This is a genomic window from Rhodococcus sp. 06-156-4 (genome assembly GCF_002259345.1).
GTDB classification, from domain to species: Bacteria; Actinomycetota; Actinomycetes; order Mycobacteriales; family Mycobacteriaceae; genus Rhodococcoides; species Rhodococcoides fascians_E.
Window position 1 is genome coordinate 235069 of sequence record NZ_NPGB01000014.1, and the last position, 20257, is coordinate 255325.

At 60.5% G+C, this 20257-nt stretch carries 21 protein-coding genes; 16 read left to right on the forward strand and 5 right to left on the reverse strand.

Annotated elements, in window-relative coordinates; translation table 11 throughout:
- Positions 1–3: 3 nt before the first annotated feature.
- The 7 genes from CH290_RS09230 (at position 4) to CH290_RS09260 (ending at position 6402) form a co-directional block, all read left to right on the forward strand.
- Positions 4–864 carry an aspartate/glutamate racemase family protein gene (locus CH290_RS09230; protein WP_052083367.1) on the forward strand — a complete coding sequence of 287 codons (861 nt, stop codon included), beginning with the start codon at positions 4–6 and terminating at the stop codon, positions 862–864.
- Positions 851–1192: a carboxymuconolactone decarboxylase family protein gene (locus tag CH290_RS09235; protein ID WP_033190793.1), complete on the forward strand. Its 342-nt coding sequence runs from the start codon at positions 851–853 to the stop codon at positions 1190–1192. Before CH290_RS09230 ends, CH290_RS09235 begins: the two co-directional genes overlap by 14 nt.
- 86 nt (positions 1193–1278) lie before the next feature.
- The gene (locus tag CH290_RS09240; protein WP_033190794.1) at positions 1279–2055 is read left to right on the forward strand and encodes an SDR family NAD(P)-dependent oxidoreductase; all 777 of its coding nucleotides are present in this window, start codon (positions 1279–1281) and stop codon (positions 2053–2055) included.
- A 69-nt stretch (positions 2056–2124) separates the two neighbouring features.
- Positions 2125–2898: an SDR family oxidoreductase gene (locus CH290_RS09245; RefSeq protein WP_230621143.1), complete on the forward strand. Its 774-nt coding sequence runs from the start codon at positions 2125–2127 to the stop codon at positions 2896–2898.
- A gap of 1 nt (position 2899) precedes the next feature.
- Positions 2900–4519 (forward strand): class I adenylate-forming enzyme family protein, encoded by a 1620-nt coding sequence (locus tag CH290_RS09250; protein WP_033190796.1) that lies wholly within the window; start codon positions 2900–2902, stop codon positions 4517–4519.
- Positions 4512–5327 carry an enoyl-CoA hydratase/isomerase family protein gene (locus CH290_RS09255; RefSeq protein WP_230621144.1) on the forward strand — a complete coding sequence of 272 codons (816 nt, stop codon included), beginning with the start codon at positions 4512–4514 and terminating at the stop codon, positions 5325–5327. The genes CH290_RS09250 and CH290_RS09255 overlap by 8 nt, the downstream gene beginning before the upstream one ends.
- Before the next feature lie 85 nt (positions 5328–5412).
- On the forward strand, positions 5413–6402 hold the full coding sequence (locus CH290_RS09260) for an aldo/keto reductase (protein WP_033190842.1): 990 nt from the start codon (positions 5413–5415) through the stop codon (positions 6400–6402).
- A gap of 77 nt (positions 6403–6479) precedes the next feature.
- On the opposite strand, the gene CH290_RS09265 is transcribed toward CH290_RS09260, so the two are convergent.
- Positions 6480–7943 carry an aldehyde dehydrogenase gene (locus CH290_RS09265; RefSeq protein ID WP_033190797.1) on the reverse strand — a complete coding sequence of 488 codons (1464 nt, stop codon included), beginning with the start codon at positions 7941–7943 and terminating at the stop codon, positions 6480–6482.
- Positions 7944–8227: 284 nt separating this feature from the next.
- Here CH290_RS09265 and CH290_RS09270 point away from each other — a divergent pair, with 284 nt between their 5' ends.
- From CH290_RS09270 to CH290_RS09295, 6 genes are all read left to right on the forward strand, one after another.
- On the forward strand, positions 8228–9187 hold the full coding sequence (locus tag CH290_RS09270; RefSeq protein WP_170947598.1) for an NAD-dependent epimerase/dehydratase family protein: 960 nt from the start codon (positions 8228–8230) through the stop codon (positions 9185–9187).
- Between the two features lie 51 nt (positions 9188–9238).
- Entirely contained in the window at positions 9239–10111 is an 873-nt protein-coding gene (locus CH290_RS09275) for an NAD(P)-dependent oxidoreductase (protein WP_033190798.1), read from the forward strand.
- A gap of 281 nt (positions 10112–10392) precedes the next feature.
- Complete coding sequence (locus tag CH290_RS09280; RefSeq protein WP_170947597.1) at positions 10393–11106, forward strand: alpha/beta hydrolase; 714 nt, start codon at positions 10393–10395, stop codon at positions 11104–11106.
- A gap of 84 nt (positions 11107–11190) precedes the next feature.
- Entirely contained in the window at positions 11191–11577 is a 387-nt protein-coding gene (locus CH290_RS09285) for a cupin domain-containing protein (RefSeq protein ID WP_052083373.1), read from the forward strand.
- 71 nt (positions 11578–11648) lie between these two features.
- Positions 11649–12191, forward strand: coding sequence for a cupin domain-containing protein (locus CH290_RS09290; RefSeq protein ID WP_033190799.1), 543 nt, complete (start codon positions 11649–11651; stop codon positions 12189–12191).
- Positions 12192–12235: 44 nt separating this feature from the next.
- Positions 12236–12571 carry a carboxymuconolactone decarboxylase family protein gene (locus CH290_RS09295; protein ID WP_033190800.1) on the forward strand — a complete coding sequence of 112 codons (336 nt, stop codon included), beginning with the start codon at positions 12236–12238 and terminating at the stop codon, positions 12569–12571.
- A gap of 52 nt (positions 12572–12623) precedes the next feature.
- Here the strand turns inward: CH290_RS09295 and CH290_RS09300 are convergent, their stop codons facing one another.
- Entirely contained in the window at positions 12624–13433 is an 810-nt protein-coding gene (locus tag CH290_RS09300) for a FadR/GntR family transcriptional regulator (RefSeq protein ID WP_329955251.1), read from the reverse strand.
- 264 nt (positions 13434–13697) lie between these two features.
- Here CH290_RS09300 and CH290_RS09305 point away from each other — a divergent pair, with 264 nt between their 5' ends.
- On the forward strand, positions 13698–15146 hold the full coding sequence (locus CH290_RS09305; protein WP_033190802.1) for an aldehyde dehydrogenase family protein: 1449 nt from the start codon (positions 13698–13700) through the stop codon (positions 15144–15146).
- A gap of 77 nt (positions 15147–15223) precedes the next feature.
- On the opposite strand, the gene CH290_RS09310 is transcribed toward CH290_RS09305, so the two are convergent.
- The 3 genes from CH290_RS09310 to CH290_RS09320 all read right to left on the reverse strand — a co-directional run bounded on the left by CH290_RS09310 (position 15224) and on the right by CH290_RS09320 (position 18374).
- A complete protein-coding gene (locus tag CH290_RS09310; RefSeq protein WP_094620695.1) occupies positions 15224–15544 on the reverse strand; it encodes a WhiB family transcriptional regulator in 321 nt (106 codons plus the stop codon).
- Positions 15545–15588: 44 nt separating this feature from the next.
- Positions 15589–16779, reverse strand: a complete 1191-nt coding sequence (locus CH290_RS09315) for an acyl-CoA dehydrogenase family protein (RefSeq protein WP_033190803.1) — start codon at positions 16777–16779, stop codon at positions 15589–15591.
- A gap of 116 nt (positions 16780–16895) precedes the next feature.
- The gene (locus CH290_RS09320; RefSeq protein ID WP_033190804.1) at positions 16896–18374 is read right to left on the reverse strand and encodes a 3-hydroxyacyl-CoA dehydrogenase NAD-binding domain-containing protein; all 1479 of its coding nucleotides are present in this window, start codon (positions 18372–18374) and stop codon (positions 16896–16898) included.
- A 135-nt stretch (positions 18375–18509) separates the two neighbouring features.
- On the opposite strand from CH290_RS09320, the gene CH290_RS09325 reads away from it, so the two are divergent.
- Positions 18510–19280, forward strand: coding sequence for an enoyl-CoA hydratase-related protein (locus tag CH290_RS09325; protein ID WP_033190805.1), 771 nt, complete (start codon positions 18510–18512; stop codon positions 19278–19280).
- Positions 19277–20209 (forward strand): acyl-CoA dehydrogenase family protein, encoded by a 933-nt coding sequence (locus CH290_RS09330; RefSeq protein ID WP_094620696.1) that lies wholly within the window; start codon positions 19277–19279, stop codon positions 20207–20209. The genes CH290_RS09325 and CH290_RS09330 overlap by 4 nt, the downstream gene beginning before the upstream one ends.
- The last annotated feature ends 48 nt before the right edge of the window (positions 20210–20257 follow it).

Here is a 20257-nt window from a genome sequence, read left to right on the forward strand (position 1 = left end):
CAGATGAAAATTCTCTACCTGAGTATGTCGCGTGAGGAGTACTCGCCGAACTATTTCCCTTACCTGAGGTCGTACATCGAGAAGGTGAAGTCGCCTGGCACCGAGGTCGAGCTGCGCGGCACCCGGGTGGGTAGGATCGATAGCTTTCGGTTCTTCGAGGTCCTCGACTGGGTGTCGATCATGGACTCTGCGATCGGTGCGGAACTGGACGGCGTCGACGCGATTGCGATCGGCAATATCCTGGATCCGGCTCTGCGCGAGGCGCGTTCCATGGTGGACATTCCGGTACTCGGTCTGGGTGAAACTTCGATGTTGACTGCCTGCATGATGGGCAGCCAGTTCTCCTTGGTGGGTGTCAATCCTTACTTCGGAGGCCGGTTCGAGGAGAACGTGGCCAAGTACGGGCTGCGTGAGCGGCTGGCCAGTATCGAGTGCATGGGACTTACACCGCACGAACTGGACGCCTGCTTCTCCGATCCGGAAGGTAGGCGGAAAGCTATCGACTCGTTCACCACGGCAGCTCGGGCCTCGCTGGACAAGGGCGCCGAGGTGGTGATCCCCGCGGGCGGCAGATTGACCGCATTCCTCAACGCCGTCGACATCCGAGAGGTCGACGGTGCCCCGCTGCTGGACGGCACCGTGTCCTTGGTCGCGGCGGTCGAGGCGGCAGTTCGGGTGCATCGTCAGTCCGGCTCGTTCGTGAGCCGGCGGAGGCTGTACGCACGCGCCCCCGAGGCCTCTATTCGACAGGCCGGCGAGGAATACGCCAGAGGCTACAACGTGCCTGCGCTCGGCAGACTCGCCGCAGGCAACAGCAGACGAACTTCGATCACGGTAAGGGACGAGAACGATGACGAAACCTGATTATCCCCTGAGCAAGCACGAGAATTTCGTTTCCAACCTCGACCGGTTGAGGGAGACTTCGCCCGCTACGGCGGATGCTTTCCGCGCGCTCCGAGTGGCTCAGGACGCCCACGGGCCGCTGGAGCCGGGACAGCGAGAACTCAGTCTCCTGGTCGGCTTCGCCGTGAGCCGCAACGAAGGCGGCTTTCGTGTGCACTGCAACCGTGCCCGGGACGCGGGTGTTCCGTTGGACGCCATCGAGCACGCGGTAATTCTCATGCTCGGCACCAGCCTCGGGTTGGTGCCAGTGGTGGAGGCCTTGAGTTGGGCGAAGGACGAACTTTCCTGAGCGGCAGGGACTTCTGGCAAGGACAAACAACTACCGATCGAACCGACGCGCATTTCTGCGCCGGTGTGACGACAAGGGGTAAACGCATGGCAGGACAAGATGAAACCCGCACGGCACTGGTGGTCGGCGCAGGTTCGGGTATCGGCCGTGCAACCGCACTGAAGCTGGCAGCCTCGGGCGCGCGCGTGGTCGCAGCGGATCTGAATGCCGACTCGGTAGCAGTGCTCGCGCTCGAACACGACAATATTGTTGATCTGGGCGAGTCGTGGAATGCCGTTCGGCCGGAAGAATGCGACCGGTTGGTCGCCTCGGCGGTGGAACGGGTGGGTCATATCGATACGGTGATCTCGACCGTCGGTTGGACTGCGATCACCAAGTTCCTCGACGAGACCCCCGACTACTGGCAGCGGATCATCGACGTCAACTTGATGTCTGCGATCTATCTCTCGGCCTCTGCTGCGAGAGTCATGCAGGAGCGCGGCGGCAGTATCGTGCTGACCTCGTCCGAGGCGGGCACCGTTGGCACGTCGGGAGAGGCTGTGTATTCCGCGGCCAAGGCGGCCGTCATCGGCCTGGTGAAGTCGTTGGCCCGCGAGTGGGCCCGTTACGGCATTCGGGTGAACGCTGTGGCGCCCGGAATCACTTCCACCCCACTCCTGGTGGAGCAGGGCATCACGGGCGGTGACGATTCCCAGGGCGACGGTGACGCTGTGCTCCGCAGCATCCTTCGTGGGGTTCCTCTGCGTCGTCTGGGCGAGCCGTCCGAGATCGCAGACGCGATCACCTTCCTCGCCGGTGACGGCGCCAGCTACATCACCGGCCAGACGCTGTGCGTCGGCGGTGGACTGACCATGGGCTCGTAGAGCCAACCGAACATTCGACGCTGCGCCTCACCCGCGCGTGTCACAACGAACCGAGAGGCATCCATGGACATGCGAGACAAAACCGTCCTCATCACCGGCGGATCCCGCGGAATGGGCCAGCAACTCGCCCTCAAGCTGGGGGCCAAGGGCGCGAACATCGTAGTGAACTATCGTCGCGACGACGAGTCGGCTATGCGCACCGTTGCCGAAATCGAGGCAGTCGGTGGCACCGGGTTGGCGCTCAAAGCTGATATTTCCGACACCGAGTCGGTGCAGCAACTCGTGGATGCGGCCGTGCAGCGATACGGGCGGTTGGATGTCGTGGTCGCCAACGCGGCAGCCAGTGCGTTCAAACCACTGATGGACATCCGCGCGCACCACATCGAGAAGACGATGGGAATCACCATTCAGGGATTCCTCGATCTCGTCCGTCTGTCGTTGCCGCACATGCAAAATGGCGGTCGGGTGCTCGCGGTGAGCGGATGGGACAGCTTTCGGGCGCTGCCGTTGCACGGTTTGCTCGGGGCAGCGAAGGCGGGCATGGAGTCGATTGTCCGAAATTTGGCCGTGGAGCTCGCCGGCGACGGTGTGACTGCGGTGGGGGTATGCCCCGGCCCGATCGATACCGACTCGTTCCGCTTGTACGCGGGGGAGTCATGGGACGACTACGCGAAGAACTGGTTGACCCAAACCCCATCGGGTGCATACGCGACTCCGTCTCAAGTGGCCGATGTAATGGCGTTCCTGTGTTCTCCGGAAAGCGCAGCTATCAACGGTCAAACGATCGTGGTCGACGGTGGTTTGTCGGTGGCAACCATGCCCATCGGATTCGGGCAGATTTGATATGAGCTACCCAACGTCCGCCGTCGCTCAGACCGTGGTTCAGCTGATGAGCCAGGTACAGCGGCGGCCCGGCCACGAGGTCGCAGTCGAGGAAGCGGCAGGTAATCGTTCGCTCAACATCGACCAACTTGTCTCGGTATCCAACAGTCTCGCGAACGCATTCATCGGCTTGGGTCTGCGGCCTGGCGGACGCGTGGCATGGGTCTCCGAGAATCACATCGAATATGTGGTGCTGGAGTTCGCCCTGCTCAAGGCAGGCCTGGTCAAGGTTCCATTGAACAATCGATTTGCACCGAACGAACTCCGTCGATGCCTGGATTTGGCTGATGTCGGACTGGTCGTCGCCGATCCGCCCTCGGCAGGCGTCCTCGACGGGGTGCTGGAGGGCTCGGCGGTCCTCAAAGTGGTTCTCGGCGCGAGAGACGGCTGGATGTCCTTCGACCAGCTGGTCGCGGGTGGAGCGTCAGCACCTGTGCAGGCCGTGACCGGGCCCGACGACTATTACCACATCCGTTTCAGTTCGGGTTCGACCGGAAAGCCGAAAGGCATCCCGATCACTCACCGAGGGGCTCGCGCAGCGATTCTGGGAAACACCTGGGTAATGAGCACCAGCGCCCCCACTGCGTCACCACGCACACTTCAGGTCGCTCCGCTGGTGTATGCGGGCGGCTGGAGTGTTCTGCCGACGCTGCTGTCTGGTGGAACCAACGTGGTCATGAGCAAATTCGATCCCGAGCAGATGCTCGACGTGATCGCCGATCGCGGCATCACCTGGATGTTCGCGGTGCCCACGATGCTGCGGCGGCTTTCGGAGATCTCCGGTCTCGAACGACTCCGCACCTCGTCGCTGGGTTGCATGATGCTCGCAGGCGAGCCAGCCGCGTTGCCTGCGCTCGACGTGCTCACCGAGTACACCGACGCGATGATCAACTGTTGGGGGCAGACGGAGGCCCCAGCATCCACCACGCTGCTGACACGATCTGAGATGCGCGACCGGGCCCTGTGGTCCTCTATAGGCCGTCCCGTACCAGGTGTCGAGTTCTCGGTGTTCGCCGACGGTGCAGTCCTGGATCGGCCCGAGCCGGGGGTCGACGGTGAGTTGGTCATCCGCACAGCAAGCGTGGCGCCAACCTTGCTGGGCGGCGAGGCCGAGCACGCCGATCGAACTCTGCCCGACGGCTGGTGGCGCACTTCTGATCTCGGCCATTTCGACGAGCACGGACGAATCTTCATCGTCGGTCGCGCGAGCGAGACCATCATCACGGGTGGGACCAACATTCAACCGGTGGAAATCGAGCGGGCCCTCGAACTACACCCGATGGTCCGCGAGGCCGTCGTGGTGGGCGTGCCCGACCCGAAATGGGGTGAAACTCCGGCCGCATACGTCCACGTCGACCCTGCGGTGACGGACGTGAGCGGAGAGTTGACCGACGTCCTGCGTGACAACCTTGCGGGATTCAAGCGCCCTGGCCACGTGTACATTTCGGCCGATCCGATTCCGCGTGCCTCGCAGGCTGCGAAGGTTGCGCGCGGCGACATCAAGCGGCTTCTCACCTCATGGGTCGAGGACCCCAGTGCGGTGCCGAGCAACGTTACGAAAGTGGTGAAGGAACGTGGTTGACCCAACAATCGAGACCGGCGATGACATTGTCGTCGAGGTGGTCGATGAAATAGGTACGGTGAGGCTGAACAGGCCCGATCGGGGCAATTCCGTCACCCCGGACGTGGTGACCCGAATGGGCGACGCGGTGGCCGGCCTCGCTGAGACCGATGGAGTCGGTGCGGTGATTCTCACCGGCACCGGCAAAGTGTTCTGCGCCGGCGCCGATGTGAAGGACATGTACGCCGTGTACTCCGCGGATGGTGCGGACGGTCTGATGAATTATCTTGCGGTGACCTGGATGCCTTCCGTCCAGCGCACGGTGCGGTTGCTGTGGAATGCCCCGATTCCAGTAATCGCCGCGTACAACGGACACGCAACCGCTGGCGGGTTGGACTTCGGACTTTCCTGTGACGTCCGTCTGACTGCGTCGAAAGCGAGATTTGCCGAGAGCTATGTCAACCTCGGAATGGTTCCTGTTGCGGGCGGTGCCTACTTGTTGACCAAGCTGATAGGACTGGAAAAGGCGTCTCGGATGATTGCGAGTGGCGAATTCATCGACGCCGATCAGGCACTCGCACTAGGCATGGTGAGCGAGGTGTGTGCCGCCGAGGACCTCTCAGGTCGGGCGGCCGAGGTGGCTCGCGCTATGACACACGGCCCTGCGGTGACCTACGCGAACGCGAAGCGGATTGCACGTGCCGCGTCGACGATCGAGTTGGAAGTAGCGCTAGAGGAGAGTTTGGCCGCGAACATCGCGCTGATCGCGAGACCTGAGGTGCGCAGCCTCGTAGTCGACGTCATGGAAACGTACAGCGTGGCGCATTAGGTCGGCGGACCACCGGGACGGTTGATCCGTCCGCCATGCAGTCCGAGATGATCTCCGGATTTTCTCGCCTCAGGAGGAGATGGAAATGGAATACAAGAATTTGGGACGCTCCGGACTCAAGGTGAGTCGAATCGGTCTGGGCGCGATGAACTTCGGTTTTGTCACGGACGAAGCCGGAAGCTTCGAAATTCTCGATCATGCAGTCGACAGCGGCATCAACTTCGTCGACACGGCTGATGTCTACGGTGGTCCGCAGACTCCAGACATGGAGAAAGGATTCGGCACTTCCGAGGAGATCATCGGGAAGTGGCTGACGCAGGACCGCTCGCGACGGGACAAGATCGTCCTGACGTCGAAGGTCTACCAACCGATGGAGACCGGTCCGAACGATCGGGGGCTGTCGGCCTATCACATCCGCCGGGCTTGCGAGGCGAGCCTCCGCCGACTTCAGACCGACCACATCGACGTGTATCAGATGCACCATGTCGATCGGACTACGCCATGGGACGAGGTGTGGCAGGCATTCGAGCAGTTGGTCAGGGAGGGCAAGATCAGCTATGTCGGTAGTAGTAACTTCGCAGGATGGGACATCGCGACTGCCCAGTGCATCGCAAATTCCCGTCACTTTCTCGGCCTGGTCTCGGAACAAAGTTTGTACAATCTGACCGAGCGCACAGTGGAACTCGAACTGATTCCAGCGTTGCGGAACTATGGGATCGGATTGATTCCCTGGAGTTCGCTGGGGCGCGGCCTCCTGGGAGGTGTGCTCGACAACGCCGGCAGCGGTCGCCGTAGTCGACCCGAAATGCAGGCCAGAATAGAACGGATCCGCCCCCAACTGGAGGCCTACGAAGAGCTCTGCCGGCAGATCGGTGAGCGTCCCTCCGACGTTGCAACCGCCTGGTTGTTGGCGAACCCCGTAGTTTCCACGATCATTGCGGGTCCCCGGACCGTCGAACAGTTCGAGCAGAGTATTCGTGCGTTGGACGTTTCACTGTCCGCGGAGACAATGGCGGAGCTGGATACCATCTTCCCGGGTCCAGGCGGAGAAGCTCCGGCCGCTTATGCATGGTGAGTAAGTCGCCTGGAAACAGCGAGGCCCGGAACCTGCGGAGGTTCCGGGCCCTTTGACTGTTGGTGGCTCCGCGCCTGTCAGGCGAGGTTTCGGGCGAACTCGGAGGGCAGGCCGATCGACCGCAGCTCGGTGTAAGCGTCCAAGCCTTCGACCCCGTTCTCGCGTCCGATTCCGCTCATTTTGAATCCGCCGAAAGGTGACTGCAGCCCGATCGGATTGCCATTCAGCTCGACGACGCCGGTGCGCAACTTGCTCGCAACGCGAAGTCCGCGTTCGAGATCCGAGGAGAACACAGCGCCGTTCAGACCGTATTGCGAATCGTTCGCGATTGCGATCGCGTCATCCTCGTCGCGGTAGGTGATCACGGAAACGACAGGCCCGAAGATTTCCTCCTGTGCCACAGTCGCGCCCCTGGATACCCCGGCAATGATCGTCGGTTCCACGTACCAGCCCTGTGCAAGGTCGGCCGGACGACCACCGCCTCTGACGATGCGGCCGCCCTCCTCCTGTCCTGTCCTGATGTAGTTCTCGACCGTGGTGCGGTGGCGTTCGGTGAATAGAGGGCCGATTTCGGTCGAATCGGCGTGCGGATCGCCGACTGCCATTGTGTCGATCATCGCCGCGAGTGAATCGAGAAGCTCGTTCTCGCGTTTCTCCGATACGAGGATTCGAGTTTTCAACGTGCATATTTGCCCGTTGTTTCGAAAAGAACCCATACGGAGTGCTTCGGCGGTTGCTGCCATGTCTGCATCGTCGAGAACAACTGCGGCCGATTTGCCACCGAGTTCGAGCGTCACGCGACGAAGGTCCGTGCCGCACAGTGCCGCAATTCGACGCCCCGCGCCGGTCGAGCCGGTGAACGTCACTTTGTCCACCCCGTGGTGCGCAATCAAGTGCTCCGACGCCTCACGCTCAGCTGGTACGACGTTGACAACACCCGGGGGGAATCCGGCTTGCTCGATGAGCTCCGCCAGCAAGTATGCGTCCAAAGTCGTCTGCGGCGCGGGCTTCAACACGAAAGTGCACCCCGCGAGGAGCGCAGGCACCATCTTCTGGACGCTGATACCCATGGGAACGTTCCACGGTACGACGGCCCCGACCACGCCGACGGGTTCTCTTGTCACCAACGCGTTCCCGAACGGTCCCGAACGAACGGCGCGAAACGGGTACTCGCCGATGAAATCCAGATACGCGTCGATCACCCTCACCGGGTTGACAGCCTGAATCGCCCGGGACTGGGTGATGGGACATCCCATTTCGGTTGTAATCAGGTCGGCGATGGATTCGCTGTGGTCGACCAGCACGTCGCGGAGTCGAGTGACCACTGCGATTCGCTCGTCGAGTGACATGCGTGGCCACGGTCCGACATCGAAGGCTTTACGTGCCGCGGCAACGGCAACGTCAATGTCGTCGGTCGATGCTGAGGCCACATCGGCGAGAAGCTTCTCGGTGGCGGGGGAGACGACAGGTATGCGCTCGCCGCGTGCGGCAATCCATTGACCATCGACGAACAACTTCCCGTGTCGGTCTTCCATCAGCATTGCTCGATCTCCTTTGGGTGGAACCTCGGTTGAAGGCGGGACGTCCTCGCAATCGACAACGCGGGCGTCGACAACACCCGACGCCTTGATCGTGACGGTTCGTCAGCGTCTGGCTCATGTGATCCACGAACTCCGCCTTCACAAAATATCATAAGTCAGATAGTTGACACTTGGTAAAACATCTGCTGAAATCGATTGTCAAATGTTGCTGCTTCTTCGATCTCCCGACTATCGATTCGAAGGTGCCAGTGGACTGGTGGGATGAGCAATCGAAAGAGGTGCGCGTGACGGTAACAAAGGAGAGCGTGTTGGTGACCGGCGCTTCCGGCTTCGTGGGATCGAAGCTCGTGTCGCAATTGAGCGAGTCGGGTCGCTACCACGTGCTGGCTGCGGACTCGCACTGGACAGATCGATCGGCGCCCTTCAGCGAACTGGCCGACGTCGAGAAGTGCGACATCGACCTTCGTGATCGCGGTGCTGTCGACTCCCTTGTTGCCAGATCGGGGAGCGTTGTACACCTTGCGGCTATTCGGGCAGTGGCTGGCCTCGACGATCCGCGGACCGCATTCGAAGTCAACGTCTCGTCTGCCTACGGCCTGATGGACGCGGCGAAGCGTCACGGAGTGCGGCGGATCGTCTACGGCTCATCGCACAGCGTGTACGGAAACTTCGCGACAAAGCGAACGTACGGGCATCGTGAGGACGAGGTCGCCGAGGGCAGTGGCATCGGAATGTACGGGGCCAGCAAGCTGGCTGTCGAGGCGTATTTGGAGGCGCACGCGAACACGGGAGGGGCCGAATTCATCTCCTTGCGGCTCGGCACCATCTACGGGCCAGGAGTGAACCGGGACAACTCGCTCGGCGGAATGATGATGGATGTCATCGACGCCGTCCGTGCCGGCGGAACTCCCGTGGTGCGGTGGGCGCCCGACGCGCTTCATGATCTTGTGTTCGTCGACGATGCGGCGGCAGCGCTTATGGCCGCACTCACCGTCGATTCGCGTGCGAGAGCGATCAACGTGGTTGGCGAGCCGATCAGCACCACCGAGCTGTTTCGCACACTCGTCGATCTCGTCGGGGGTGACACGTCCACGGTCGAGTGGCAGTCCGAACTGGTTCGGTATCAGCAGGTTTCCCGTGACTTGATGCTTGCCGACCTGGGGCCGGTGCTGAGCACCCGAATCGAGGACGGCCTTCGAGCTTTCGTCGACTGGCATCTCGGGGCATCCTTTTCGGCGGATTGAGCCTGTACAAGTTGCCCTGCCAATTGCATCGAAAATACAAGGAGTCACGCAATGACTGAAAAGATCGGATTCATCGGTATCGGAGCGATGGGCTCTGCAATCGCGGGCCGCCTGGTGGAGCCCTTCGACCTCTACGTCAACGATCGCAACCGGGCGGCCGCCGACGAATTGGTCGCGGCAGGTGCTACTTTCGTCGAGTCAGCAGAGATTGCCCGCACGTGTCGCGTCGTATTCCTATGCCTGCCAGCTCCGACGCATGTCGACCAATTACTGTTCGGAGACGACGGCATCGCCCAATATCTCGCTGCGGGATCGGTGGTGGTCGATACCACCACCGGCACTCCCACCGCTGACTACGAAGTGGTTGCGGCCCTCGCCGAACGAGGAGTGAAACTTCTCGATTCGCCGATCGGCGGCGGTGTGCGTCGAGCGCGGGACGGAACGGCGACGCTGATGGTCGGCGGCGACGACGACGTGTTCGCCGAGGTCGTCGAAGTCCTCCGCGCGGTGACGCCGGACGTGCATCATGTGGGGCCGGTCGGAGCAGGCCATGCAATGAAGCTGGTCAACAATCTCCTCAACAGCTGCAATCGTTTCGCTGCGTTGGAGGCGATCCGGCTCGGGCAGGCGTGCGGTATGGAGCAGTCCACCGTTGTCGCGGTGTTGAACAGCTCGACCGGGAGAAACTACACGACCGAGTACACCTTCCCGACGCTTCTGAGTGAACCCGAGTACCAACTGCAGGGTTTCACGCTCGACCTCATGAAAAAAGACGTGCACCTGGCAAACGAACTGGCCGAGAGCATGAATCATGCGACGCCGATCGGACACCTCGTCGAAGACATGACCGAGGCAGCGATCGAGCGCTTCGGCGGTCACGCCGATCAGAGTCAGCTCATGGCCGAGTGGTACAGCAAGTCCTAGGACCGCTGTTGGCATCGGACCCGAGCACGATGGAATCTGAACACTCGATTGAACGCCGACGGCGGTGCGCAATGTTGTTGCATCCTGTCGCGGAGGAGATGCGGCGTGCAGCCGTTGAACTCCCTCGGCTACACGAGGTTCCGCTCGACGTTGCTCGATCACGCATGCGGACTGCGCTCATCAGGCGGTCCGAGAACTCCTTGGTACGAGCTGACGACTTTGTCGTTCCCGCGAAGGGACGTGGTGTCCGCGTGCGTGCCTACGGTCCGTGTGGGCATCGAATGCCGGCTCTCGTCTTCTTCCATGGCGGTGGGTGGATCTTCAATGATCTCGACACGCATGACGAACTGTGTCGAACGATCGCCGATGTCGCCCACTGCCGAGTCTTCTCGGTCGACTACCGGAGGAGTCCCGAGCATACCTATCCGGCCGCGATCGATGATGGTGACGCAGTCTTCGAGTGGTTGATCGACCACAGCGACGAATTCGACATCGATCCGGCTGCACTCGCTCTCGGAGGTGACAGCGCAGGCGGGACAATCGCAGCGGCACTCGTAAAGCGAATTCGAGACCGTGGTGTTCGCCGGCTTGCGGCACAGTTCCTGCTGTATCCCGTTCTCGATTATTGGGATTCGGACAACGCCTCCTACTCGGAGCGAGGTGAGGGGTTCACGGTCGATCGCACCTTCATGAAGTGGATCTGGGATGCGTATCTGCCCCAGGAATGGGCGAGAGAAGACCCGTACCTGTTCCCGATCAAGGGTTCGATGAATTCACTGCCGCCGACGGTGCTGTGCGTTGCGGAGTACGACGTACTTCGCGACGAAGGGGCGGACTATGCGCGGTTGTTGTTGCGGGCCGGAGTTCCGGTGACATTCCTGTCCGCCGATGACCAGATGCACGGCTTCGCCCACCACACGGCGCTTATGGACTCTGCACGGGAGATGGTGGAGTCGGCAGCGACTCACCTCGGACGCGTCATCCGCGGAGGATGACGAATCGACGAAAACTACCGCGTGCCGTTTACTACGCCCTAAAATGTCAGGTATTAACACTCAAGCGAAAAGGTAGACCTTTCAATGTTGAACGTCATCAGGGGAGCAAACAGCGAGCCGTCCGCGCTGGCGCACGGTACCTTCACCGGCAAGGCCTGGCGTGACATGGTTTTGGCCCCCACCGACGGTGTCGCAGTGGGAAACAACTTCTTTTCACCGTGCGCCCGCACCTACTGGCATTCACACGTCGGTGGACAGCTGCTCATCGTCACGGCCGGTGAAGGACATGTGTCCGACGAGGACGGAATTGTCACCGTTCGCGCCGGTGACATGATCTGGACCCCGCCGGGCGTGCGTCACTGGCACGGCGCTGCTGTCGATCGCTTCATGCTGCACACCTCGATCACGCTCGGTGCCACCGATTGGGAAGTCGAAGTGACCGACGAGGAGTACGGCAAGGCTCGGGCTTGACACTGGCTTGTCCAGTGCTCCCGGCCCCCATGATCACGGGCTTCCCAGCCCATCCTTCGAAGGAGACCAGAATGACCAGTAACGACGAACCGGAGTTGGCTCGGGTTGTGATCACAGGCGTGAACGAACACGGCAAATCGGTTGCTTCGTTCGACGGGCCTACAAAGACCTGGACGAGACGGCCAACGGGCACCCTGGTGATGGAGTTGTGGCGCGAGGACGAGCTACCGATTTCGGTCGACTCCGAGTCCTCACTCGGTAGCGAAGTGATACTTGCGCCGCCTGCTAACGGCGTTGTGGTGCGGACGACGATCTTTCCGCCCGACAGTTCGATCTCCGAGGAGGCGGCTGCAGCGTTCGCGGCGGCTATGGAGGATATCTACGGCCCCGGAAACGAAGCGGGCGGTGCCGTACCGGGAATGCACACGACCGAAACCATCGACGTGATGACTGTGATCGACGGGGAGATCTGGGCTGTTCTGGAAGAGGGCGAAGTAGTCCTTCGCGCCGGCGACTCGATGGTTCAGCGTGGTACGCGTCATGCCTGGCAGAACAGGAGTGATCGGCCGACGACCGTGGTCACGACGATGATGCCCGCACACCGGAACCGGTGATGTACCGCGGCAAGTGTCTCGAAAGTGAATGAACAGGAGTAGCTATGTCGGCAAGCCACAAACGTCCGAGCGGCGATCAGCATCCTTTGGCACGGTTTTCTCCGGGCCTGATCGGTTTCACCGACAAAGTTCTGTTCGGTGAGGTTTGGGAGCGCACGGGCATCAGCCCGAAGGAGCGCAGCATGATCACCGTTGCCTGCTTGGTGACAGGCGGCAACGTGGACCAGCTGCGCTATCACCTGGTGCGAGCTCGAGACAACGGGGCGACGAGAGGCGAGTTGGTCGAAGTGATCACCCATCTCGCTTTCTATGCGGGTTGGCCGAAGGCTATGGCCGCAATGTCGGTAGCGGAGGAGGTGCTCGGCTCGGACGAGTCATGACACCGGAGACCGACAACGTCAGCGAGACACCCCTGACTGGACCGACGCACGCTCAGCAGGGAAGAGAGTACCGAAGAACGAAGTCGAGGTGTTTCCTCATTTCCTCGCCTGCTTTGTCGGCATCGCCTGCTTCGATGGCTTTGACGATCGCGATGTGTTGACGGATCGTCTTCTGCGCGACTTCCTTCGTCACGTCCAGGAACTGCGCTGGATGTGTCGCGTTGTGGACCGCGGCGATGAACGCTGCCAGCAGTCGGTTTCCGGAAGCGAAACCGATCGCGGTATGGAAACGTAGGTCGTACTCCGGAATATCAGGATCGTCGATGGTGGTCTTTTTCTGCTGCTCGATGACCGACTGCATCGCGGCAATGTCTTCGTCGCTGCGGTTTCTCGCCGCCCACTGGGCCGCAGGAATCTCTAGCACCCTGCGAACCTGAGTGATCTCGTCGACGTCCAAAGCGCCAATTCGTAAGATTGTGTCCATTGACTGACTGAGCATTTGACTCAGAGAGTCGGGCGTTACGGTATTGACAAAACTGCCACCCGCAACCCCCGGGATCTTGCGGATGAGTCCGCCGCTCACGAGCGCACCGAGGGCTTCGCGAACGGTCGGGCGACTCACTCCGAACAGAGTGGCAAGCTCCGTCTCGGGTGGGAGCTTCTCACCCTGAGCGAATCGTCCGTCCAGGATGGCTTCTCGAAGCTGAGCCTCGACCTGGTCTCGCGGACGGGTGACTTGCGTAGCTTTGAAGTTGCTTGGTGTGAACGCCATCTGGCCTCCAGGTGTCGTTGGGCGTGCGACCGGTAAATGTCGTACAGCGTCACACGTTGCAAGGTACCCCCACTGCGTTGTGACTGCCATTGAATGACACCCCCCGCTTACGGTGTCAAGTCTCTGCGTACGACGATCTTTTCTTAAACATCTGACAGTATCATCAGCTGTAGGTCAGGATGGACCGGACGGCGCTAGGACCACTCGAGGCGGACGGTTGGGAGCGGTTCGACAGGGTGCAATCAGCTCCTCGGCCCGCTCGAATTTCCCAGGTGGCGCATCGCGTGTTTTGGTTGACTTATAACACCTTCGTAATTAGTCTGACAATAGACATCGACGCGCTGGAGGAACTCAATGGACCACGACTTCGACAAGATGTACATCGACGGTGAATGGGTTGCGCCATCGTCCCCGGGCAGCCGTCCGCTCATCAACCCGGCAACGGAGGAGCCGTGGGCAACCGTGGCTACCGGCGGTGGGGTCGAAGATGTGGACCGAGCTGTGGCCGCGGCCAAACGGGCCTTCGGCGAATTCTCTCGAACATCGGTGCAAGATCGAATCGATCTCATCGACCGGATCATCGCGGCCTACGAGCGCCGCGGGGCGGACCTGTCTGCACTGATCGCCGATGAAGTAGGCATCCCAATCTCCTTCAAGGGGCAGGTCACGTCGTCTCCCGGGCACATGCGAGTTGCGCGAGACGTGATCCGAGACTATGCATTCGAGCGTCAGCTCGATGGCACCATCCTTCGGCGCGAACCAATTGGCGTATGTGGGCTGATCTCACCGTGGAACTGGCCGATTCAAACGTCCGTCATCAAGGTCATCTATGGAATCGCAGCAGGTTGCACGATGGTGCTCAAGCCATCCGATGCGTCGCCTGCCTCCGGTGTTGCACTCGCCGAGATCATGCACGAAGCGGGCACTCCTTCGGGCGTGTTCAACCTGGTCATCGGCCGCGGTAGCGTTGTGGGAGATCGACTTTCGCGGCATCCTGACGTAGATCTGATCTCGTTCACCGGTTCGACCTCTGCCGGGCGCCAGGTCGGCGAAGCTGCAGCCCAAACGGTCAAACGAACATGCCTGGAGCTTGGTGGTAAATCCGCGAACATCGTGCTCACCGACGGCGATCTGAAGAAGGCTGCACAGTTCAATATTGCGCGTGGTTTCTCGAATTCGGGTCAGTCGTGCCATGCTCCCAGCCGGCTCCTGGTGCACGAAAGTCAAGTGGACGAAATTCTTTCTCACCTGGTCGACGCAATCGACTCGATGACAGTCGGTGACCCCCACGACCCGAACACCACGCACGGACCGCTCGTTCACGCGCAGCAATTCAACAGCGTTCAACGACACATCGAAATCGGTCTGCAGGAGGGTGGTCAGCTCATCACCGGCGGTCCAGGGCGTGTTGACGGATTCGACCGCGGCTTCTATTGCAAACCCACCGTTTTGGCCGGCGTCACACCGGATATGACGCTGGCGAGCGAGGAAATCTTCGGACCGGTTCTGGTTGTGATGCCTTACCGCACGGAGAACCAGGCGTTGGAAATCGCAAACGATTCGATCTTCGGGTTGGGCGGTTACGTCTTCAGCGAGGACCGTAAGCGAGGTTACGAGTTCGCTTCGGGAATACGCGCCGGTCGAATTTGCTTCAACGGCTCGAACGCGAATCAAACAACCCCGATGGGTGGATACAAAGAGTCGGGCGTCGGTCGCTCGATGGGTGTCTACGGCCTGGAGGAGTACCTCGAGATCAAATCCATCTACGGATTCGAAGGGGAAGCCAGCACGCTTCCCTTCTAGGCTCTGCAGCAGAAAGCTCCGGGACCATGCAGATGGTCCCGGAGCTTTTTCGTGTAGAAATTCGTAGTTCTATGTCTTCACGTATCGACAGGACGGTAACGGTCGTGTCTGGACATGAGTGACCCGAATGCCCATCTGAGTCGATTACGCTCCTCCGAGGCGAGGGCACCCCACACCCCGTAGGGTTCATTTGCGTTGATTGCATGATCGCGGCACTGTTCGAGTACCGGGCAATCCAGGCACACTTTTTTTGCCGCGTCCACCGTTTCGGTGTCGTCAGAGTCGAAGAGTGACGACCATCGTTCGTCACGGCAACGTGCTCGAAGTTGCCATTGCCACTCGTGTGCAAGTGGCAATGGCAGGTATAGAAGTGCGTTACGTATGATTTTCGACCTCACTACTTCCCGGCGGAAGGCTTCGAAGAACGAACTCGTCCGAGCGATCAGATCTTGTAGTCCTTGAGAAGCGCGCGGCCGATGATGATCTTCTGGATATCCGACGTTCCTTCGCCGATCAGCATGAACGCTGCTTCGCGGTAGAGTCGCTCGATCTCGTACTCCTTGGAGTAGCCATAGCCACCGTGAATACGGAAAGAAGCCTCGACGACCTCCTTGCAGTACTCGCTTGCAACCAACTTGGCCATGCCGGCCTCGACATCCATACGCTCGCCTGCGTCCTTCAATTTGGCAGCGCGAACGACCATGGCGTGGGCCGTCTCTACCTTGGTTGCCATTTCGGCGATACGAAACAGAATTGCCTGATGCTCGGCGATCGGCTTTCCAAAGGTCTCTCGCTGCTGCGCGTAGGTAACACCGAGTTCGAAAGCGCGATTGGCTATACCGACCGCGCGAGCTCCGACATTCACCCGGCCGACCTCGACGCCATCCATCATCTGATAAAACCCTTGACCAGTAATGCCTCCCAAGACCTGCTCGGACGACGCTCTGTGGCGGTCCAGGATCATCTCGGTTGTATCGATACCTTTGTAACCCATTTTGTCGATCTTGCCGGGGATGGTCACTCCCTGAGCGGTCTCCCCGAAACCTGCGTCCTTCTCGACGAGGAATGTTGTCATGTTCTTGTACGAGGAGTCGGAGCCTTCGTCTGTCTTACACAGCACCGCAACGAGGGTCGACGATGCTCCATTGGTCAGCCACATCTTCTGCCCGGTGATCTCGTAGCCCTCGGCGGTACGAACAGCTTTGGTGGTGATCGCAGCTACATCGGAGCCGAGCCCGGGTTCGGACATGGAGAACGCGCCGCGAATTTCGCCGGTCGCCATCTTGGGGAGATATCGCGACTTCTGTTCGTCGGTGCCGTGTTGCTTCAGCATGTGCGCGACTATGAAGTGTGTATTGATCACCCCGGACACGCTCATCCACCCGCGAGCGATCTCCTCGACGACGAGCGCGTAGGTCAGCAGGGACTCTCCGAGGCCGCCGTACTCCTCGGGGATGGTGAGACCGAAGATTCCGAGATCCTTGAGCCCTTCTACGATCTCGGTCGGATACTCGTCGGCGTGTTCCAACTTCGTGGCGACCGGAATGATCTTCTTGTCGACGAACTTACGGACGACTTCGAGGATTCCCTCCTGCTCGACGGACAAGTCTGCGGTACGGACCAAACGACTCATGGGTACTCCTCCGAAATTTGTGTAACCAATAGGAAAGATGTCAGACACATTACATAAAACGTAGAACGTTACAGCCTTCTTGTCGGCCGAATGCCCAGCTCAAAAGGGTGCATGGTTCACCCTGTAGCGGGGTCGCGCAACGAACGACTGGCCCGGTAGCGCCCGTCGTGGTATGCGTCCCACAACTCGTCCAACAAGTTCAGTAGGGTGGCCCGGGACCAGGCAGTGGTCCACTCGAATGGGCCCGCGGGGTAATTGGTTCCGAGTTTCATCGCGACGTCGATATCGTCCTCGCTCGCGACACCGTGCAGGGTCGTTTCCCATGCCTCGTTCGCAATAACAGCCAAGGTGCGGGCGAGGACGAGACCGGGTACATCGGCGATCGGGTAGACAGTGATGCCGGCGCTGTCCATCAGCGCCGCGAGAGCAGGGAGAGTCTCAGGGTCGGAAGCCGACACAGCGATTCCAACAACGTTGTCCATCGAGATGCAACGGTCGATCAGGACCACCGGAGATCCACCTCGTGCCGCCGACTCGGCTCGGGCGGTCCGCCCGCGGGTGACGAGGACGGTGATGCCGTCCATGCTGAGCTCTCCAGTTGCGCCTTCGGATTTCGGCACAGTGCGTTCGATATCGATTCCAGCGCGCGCGACGAGTGTGTCCAGCGCGTCGCACGAGCCGTTCATGACGACTTTCTCGGGCATGATTCCGACGTCTGCAGTCGTCGGGAGATCACGCGTCGCGCCATCTTCGTACGAGTAGAAGCCCTGGCCGCGCTTGCGGCCGTACCGACCGGCCGAGACCAGTTCGTCCTGTATGCGTGACGGCTCGAACCTGGGATCGAAGTTGAAGGCGGTCCACACCGTCCGAGTCACCGCGGCGTTCACGTCGTTGCCGATGAGGTCCATCAGTTCGAACGGACCCATTCTGAACTGTCCGCCGTCGCGTATCGCCGCGTCGAGCGTCGCCGGCGAAGCCACGTTCTCCTGTATGAGCCGAAGAGGCTCACCGTAGAAACCCCGCGCAACCCGATTGACGATGAAGCCTGGTGCGTTTTTCACTCGTACGACCTGCTTGCCCCACGATTCGGCAAGCTTCGCGATGAAATCGCTGACCGGAGGAATCGTCTGCAAGGCCGACACCACCTCGACGAGTTTCATGACCGGAACGGGATTGAAGAAGTGCATGCCGACAACCCGGTCTGGGAGGGGTGATCTGGCGGCGATCTCTGAAACGGACAACGAGGAGGTGTTGGTCGCCAGGATGCATTGCTTGCCGAAGTGGTTTGCGGCGGAATCGAATACCGTGCTTTTCACGTCGAGTGATTCCAAGACTGCCTCGATGACCACGGTGTCCGGGGCCGGTGGCGCTTGATCGATCGACACGCACAGGGTCAAGCGCTCTGGCAGTTGTGCGGCAATCTCGGGATGGCGTTTCGCCAAGCGTGACTCGATGTCCGACGCTGCAGCGGTCAACTGGGTCTGTAGAGGATCAACCAGACTTACGTGGTGCCCGGCCGCGAGTGCAGTCTGCGCAATACCTCGCCCCATAGTGCCGGCGCCTACGACGCAGATCGGGACGGACGTGGTGGTCATGAGATCTCCTAGCGGTGGGAACCGGCCTTGCGGAGCGGTCGGGATACCTTGCTTCAATCTGTATGACAATGTACATTTCTGTAAAGAAACTGCCAACCAAGAAGTTTTGGAACGATGCGTGGGAGTGGTACCGCAATGACATATGAAGACATCGTCGTCTCGGTCGATGACGGGGTGGCGACAATCGCAATCAACCGACCCGAGAACGCAAACAAACTGCGGTTCACCACGGCCCGCGAACTCTTGGATGCGTTTCGAACCGTGCGCGAGACGAAGTCCATCGACGTTGCGGTTCTGACCGGAACCGGCGACAAATTCTTCTGTATCGGTGGCGAACACGAAGAACTCGAGTCGCTCGACTATTCCAGTGTGATGCCGGTGATCGACCTGTACGAGTTCATCGACACGATGCCGAAACCAGTGATCGCGGCCGTGAACGGATTCGCCGTCGGCGGAGGCAACGTTCTCCATGTTGTGTGCGACCTGACCGTGGCAGCACCGCACGCGATTTTCCGACAGGTCGGTCCGATGGTAGGGAGCTTCGACGCCGGCTACGGTACGTGGTATCTGGAAGAGACGATCGGTCGTAAACGTGCCAAGGAGATGTGGTATCTCAACCGAAAGTACACCGCCGAGCAGGCATCGGCATTGGGATTGATCAACGACATCGCCGAAGATCCGGTGGCACACGCGCAAGAGATTGCTCAAACTATGCGACAGCGTGGACCTTTCGCGTTGAGTGCACTCAAGACGGCGTTCTCGGGCCGCCACACAGGAGTAGTGGGGCAAGCGCGAATGGCGCACGATCTCTTACTGACTGCGTATCGCTCCACCCAGGAGGCGGACGAAATGTCGAAATCCTTCGAGGAGCGCCGCGAACCTGACCGGAAGAGGTTCAACAAGTGAACCCGTGGAGCCCAGAGGTAGCGGACTTCCTTGCCACCGCCGACAAGGTAGCTACGGGCTTTGCCGACACCTCAGATTCTCCATCTTCGATCAGAGGGACGCTGGAGGAGACGGGACTCCTGGATCTTGCGAGCGAAATCGTGGAGGAGTCGGATGAATTGGTCTGGCTCGCCCACACGGTTCGGGTCGCTGCGCAGTCAGCGCCGTCGTTGGCGTTCGCTCTTGCTGGTCGTTATGCCGCCGATGCAGTCGGGCGCGAGTGCGGGACCAACGGTTCTACTTTCGCTCTTTCGTTCGACGGCGCCGCGGCAGTCGCGTCGGAGGCGCTGGCGCCGGAGAGGGCCGTTGTCTGGGACGCTGCGAGCAACTCGATTCTCGTTGCTCCCTGGAGTTCGGTGTCCATCGATGCCAGCCAGCCACGGTCGGGACTCCATCGTGCAGAGCTTGTCTCCGTCTCGATGCCTACTGACGTAACGCGCAGCAACGCCAATCCTTCCGAGGTTATTGCTCGTTGGGACCTACTTACCGGGGCTGCGTTGGTCGGACTTGCTCGACGCGCAGTGCAGGAAACCCAGTCCTATGTGATGGGTCGCAGTCAGTTCGGTGTTCCGATCGGTTCGTTCACCGGTCTGCGCGCCATCGTTGCCGGGATGGACCTAGCGGTGGACGAGGCGGAAGCGCTTCTGATCCGGGCAGTCGACGGGGGCACGTCGAGTGCAACTGTGTCTGCGACTGCAGGACGGGTCGCTGTCGCGGTGTGCATCGATGCGATCCAGGCACACGGAGGTTACGGCTACATCGACGAGTATCCACTCGCCGGGTTGCTACGTGATGCCATCAGCATCCAAGCGCGTTCTGGTGGAAGACGATTTCACATTGCTCGGCTCGCTCAACGAGGACTCGGACCACAGGGGAGCGTGCTGCCATGACCGCGGAAAAGAGTTCGGCCGGCGCGCCGACAGTGAATGGAACGGAGT

Bases quoted from the DNA above. Each gene is read 5' to 3' on its own strand.
- CH290_RS09320 (WP_033190804.1), bottom strand. From the start codon at position 18,374: ATGACCACCACGTCCGTCCCGATCTGCGTCGTAGGCGCCGGCACTATG.
- CH290_RS09285 (WP_052083373.1), top strand. From the start codon at position 11,191: ATGTTGAACGTCATCAGGGGAGCAAACAGCGAGCCGTCCGCGCTGGCG.
- CH290_RS09325 (WP_033190805.1), top strand. From the start codon at position 18,510: ATGACATATGAAGACATCGTCGTCTCGGTCGATGACGGGGTGGCGACA.
- CH290_RS09300 (WP_329955251.1), bottom strand. From the start codon at position 13,433: ATGGCAGTCACAACGCAGTGGGGGTACCTTGCAACGTGTGACGCTGTA.
- CH290_RS09230 (WP_052083367.1), top strand. From the start codon at position 4: ATGAAAATTCTCTACCTGAGTATGTCGCGTGAGGAGTACTCGCCGAAC.
- CH290_RS09275 (WP_033190798.1), top strand. From the start codon at position 9,239: ATGACTGAAAAGATCGGATTCATCGGTATCGGAGCGATGGGCTCTGCA.
- CH290_RS09305 (WP_033190802.1), top strand. From the start codon at position 13,698: ATGGACCACGACTTCGACAAGATGTACATCGACGGTGAATGGGTTGCG.
- CH290_RS09280 (WP_170947597.1), top strand. From the start codon at position 10,393: ATGCCGGCTCTCGTCTTCTTCCATGGCGGTGGGTGGATCTTCAATGAT.
- CH290_RS09240 (WP_033190794.1), top strand. From the start codon at position 1,279: ATGGCAGGACAAGATGAAACCCGCACGGCACTGGTGGTCGGCGCAGGT.
- CH290_RS09295 (WP_033190800.1), top strand. From the start codon at position 12,236: ATGTCGGCAAGCCACAAACGTCCGAGCGGCGATCAGCATCCTTTGGCA.
- CH290_RS09250 (WP_033190796.1), top strand. From the start codon at position 2,900: ATGAGCTACCCAACGTCCGCCGTCGCTCAGACCGTGGTTCAGCTGATG.
- CH290_RS09265 (WP_033190797.1), bottom strand. From the start codon at position 7,943: ATGCTGATGGAAGACCGACACGGGAAGTTGTTCGTCGATGGTCAATGG.
- CH290_RS09290 (WP_033190799.1), top strand. From the start codon at position 11,649: ATGACCAGTAACGACGAACCGGAGTTGGCTCGGGTTGTGATCACAGGC.
- CH290_RS09235 (WP_033190793.1), top strand. From the start codon at position 851: ATGACGAAACCTGATTATCCCCTGAGCAAGCACGAGAATTTCGTTTCC.
- CH290_RS09260 (WP_033190842.1), top strand. From the start codon at position 5,413: ATGGAATACAAGAATTTGGGACGCTCCGGACTCAAGGTGAGTCGAATC.
- CH290_RS09245 (WP_230621143.1), top strand. From the start codon at position 2,125: ATGCGAGACAAAACCGTCCTCATCACCGGCGGATCCCGCGGAATGGGC.
- CH290_RS09315 (WP_033190803.1), bottom strand. From the start codon at position 16,779: ATGAGTCGTTTGGTCCGTACCGCAGACTTGTCCGTCGAGCAGGAGGGA.